The 2766-nt window shown below is 73.8% G+C and carries 1 protein-coding gene and 2 pseudogenes; all 3 read left to right on the forward strand.

The window, feature by feature from the left end:
* Positions 1-971 (forward strand): annotated as a pseudogene (locus SSNG_RS33180) (VOC family protein); the annotation flags it as partial.
* Positions 968-1907: pseudogene (locus SSNG_RS33185) on the forward strand (fumarylacetoacetate hydrolase family protein). The pseudogenes SSNG_RS33180 and SSNG_RS33185, both read left to right, overlap by 4 nt.
* On the forward strand, positions 1904-2766 hold an 863-nt coding region (locus tag SSNG_RS33190), incomplete at its 3' end, for an AMP-binding protein (RefSeq protein WP_007268340.1). The pseudogene SSNG_RS33185 and the gene SSNG_RS33190, both read left to right, overlap by 4 nt.

Consider the following 2766-nt stretch of genomic DNA (forward strand, 5'->3'; position numbering starts at 1 on the left):
CCGCGACTTCGGCTTCGCCGTCGCCGCGCGCACCGGCCAGGCGCTGTACCTGCGCGGCACGCTGCCCGGCTCGGCGTGCGTGGTCCTGCGCCGGGGGCGCGCCTCCCGGTTCCTCGGGCCGGCGTTCCGGGCCGCCGAGCGCGCGGACCTGGACCGGCTGGCCCGGGCCACCGGCCGTCCGGTCCGCGACCTCGGGGAGTTCGGCGGCGGGCGGGTCGTGGACCTGGCCGACCCCTCCGGTTTCCCGGTCCGCGTCGTCCACGGCACCGAGCCACTCCCGGCGCTGCCCGAACGACCTCCGCTCCTGCTCAACTTCGGCGGCCGGCGGCCCCGGACCAACGCCCCCCAACGCCCGCCGCGCGAACCCGCCCGCATCCAGCGGCTCGGCCACGTGGTGCTGGAGACGCCGGGATTCACCCGGGCCCTGGACTGGTACCTGGACACCCTCGGCCTGATCGTCAGCGATTTCCTGTTCCTGGACGGCCGGCGCGACCGCGGGCCCACCATGGCGTTCATGCGCTGCGACCAGGGCGCCGTCCCGGTCGACCACCACACCCTCGCGATGCACCTGGGCCCGCGCATCGGCTACGTCCACTCCGCCTACCAGGTCACCGACCTCGACGCGATCGCCGCCGGCGGCCAGTACCTCGCCGAGCGCGGCTACAAGCGCAGCTGGGGCATCGGCCGGCACGTCCAGGGCAGCCAGCTCTTCGACTACTGGCGCGACCCGGACCGCCTGATGGTCGAGCACTTCGCCGACGGCGACCTGTTCTCCTGCGACCTGGAACCGGGCTGGGCTCCGATTGTCCCCGGGTCCGACTCTCGCCCAGTGGGGCCCGCCCGCCACCCGCGACTTCCTCGGCGCCGGCCCCACCCCCGCCCTGCTCCGCGAGGTCGTGCGCGCGCTGCGCGCCGACAACGAGATCGATCCCGGCCGTCTGCTGGGCCTGATGAAAGCGATGGACCGATGAGCATCAACGTCCTGCGCACCGCCGCCGGCTGGTACGCCGTCCGCGAGCAGCGTGCCGTCCGGGTGCAGACCACGGCCGCCACCACCGCCGACCTGCTGGCCGACCGGGCCGCCGTCACCGCCGCCCTGCACAGCACCGACGCGGGCGTGCCGGTCGCCGACCTCGCGGTGCTCTCGCCGGTCACCCCGGGGCGCCGGGTCGTGGCCCAGATGGCGAACTTCGTCTCGCACGCGGCCGATGCGGGCCTCGACCCGCAGAGCGTTCCGCTCACCTTCTTCCGCAAGGCGTCCGGGTCGATCAGCGGCCCGTACGAGGACATCGTCAAACCCGCCCACGTCCGGCTGCTCGACTACGAAGTGGAGATCGCCCTCGTCATCGGCACACCGATGCCAGCCGGAACCGAGGTCACCGCCGCGAACCTCGCCGACCACATCGCCGCCCTGGTGGTCACCAACGACGTCTCCGCCCGGGACCTTCAACTGCCAAAGACCCAGTTCTACGAGGCCAAGTCCTACCCGACCTTCACCCCCACCGGACCCGTGCTGGTGCTACTGGAGGAAGGCGACCTCGACCGGTTCGCCGAGCTGCGGCTGCGCCTGTGGGTCAACGGAGACCTGCGGCAGGACATGCCCGCCTCCGACATGATCTACCGGCCCCTCGAAACCCTCCGGCACTGACCCGCTTCCAGCGACTGGACCCCGGCGACTGCTGCTCACCGGCACCCCGGTCGGCACCGCACTCAGCGCGCCGCCCAAGCCGGTCGAGGTCCTGGCCTCGCTGCTGCCGCCCGCGACCAAGTGGCGGCTGTTCTTCAAGGCCCAGGCCAAGAACCCCAAGTACCTGAGGGACGGCGACCTGGTGGAGGCCGCCGTCGCCACCGACGACGGCGCTCTCGACCTCGGCCGCCAGCGCACGACGGTGAGGTACGCGCGATGACCGAAGACCTGCTGTGGCCCTGCTACCGCGGCCCCGACGACCTCGCCACGATCGAGGCCGTGCCGCTGGAAGCCCGTGGCCTTCCCACCTCCACCTACCACTTGCTGGCCCGGGCCGCACGGCTCTGGCCCGACCGCACCGCCCTGACGGTGCTCCCCGACGCCGAACGGTGGCGCGGGCCGCTGCGCTACACCTTCGCCGGCCTGCTGGCCGAAGTGCACCGCTACGCCAACGTCATGCACCGGCTCGGGGTCCGCCGCGGCACCCCGGTCGCGCTGATGGCGCCCAACTGCGCCGAGCTCATCCCCGCGACGCTCGCCGCACAGCTCGGCGGCATCGCCGCGCCGCTCAACGCCGCTCTCGCCCCCGCGCACCTGACCGAGCTGCTGCGGCGCTCCGGCGCCCGGGTCCTCGTTGCCGCGGGCCCGGAGCTGGCCCCGGACCTGTGGGCGAAGCTGCCCGAGCTGGCCGAAGGGCTCGACGCGGTCCTGGTGCTTCGGCCCACGGCGGCTGTGGGCGATCCCGCGCCGCTGCCGCGGATCGACGGGGTACGCATCGCCCACCTCGCCGACCTGGCCCGGGCCGAGGAGGCGTCCGCGTTCACGGGAGAACCGCCCCGGCCGGGCGACCTGGCCGCGTTCTTCCACACCGGCGGCACCACCGGCATCCCGAAGCTCGCCGCCCACACCCACGCGAACGAGGTCGCGAACGCCTGGATGGTAGCCGCCACCTCGCTTCTCGACGGCGACGCCGTCGTCTTCGCCGCCCTGCCGCTGTTCCACGTCAACGCCCTCGTGGTCACGCTGCTGGCGCCGCTGTTCAAGGGCCGGCAGGTGGTGTGGGCGGGGCCGCTCGGCTA

The organism is Streptomyces sp. C (assembly GCF_000158895.1).
In the GTDB taxonomy this organism is placed as follows: Bacteria; Actinomycetota; Actinomycetes; order Streptomycetales; family Streptomycetaceae; genus Streptomyces; species Streptomyces racemochromogenes.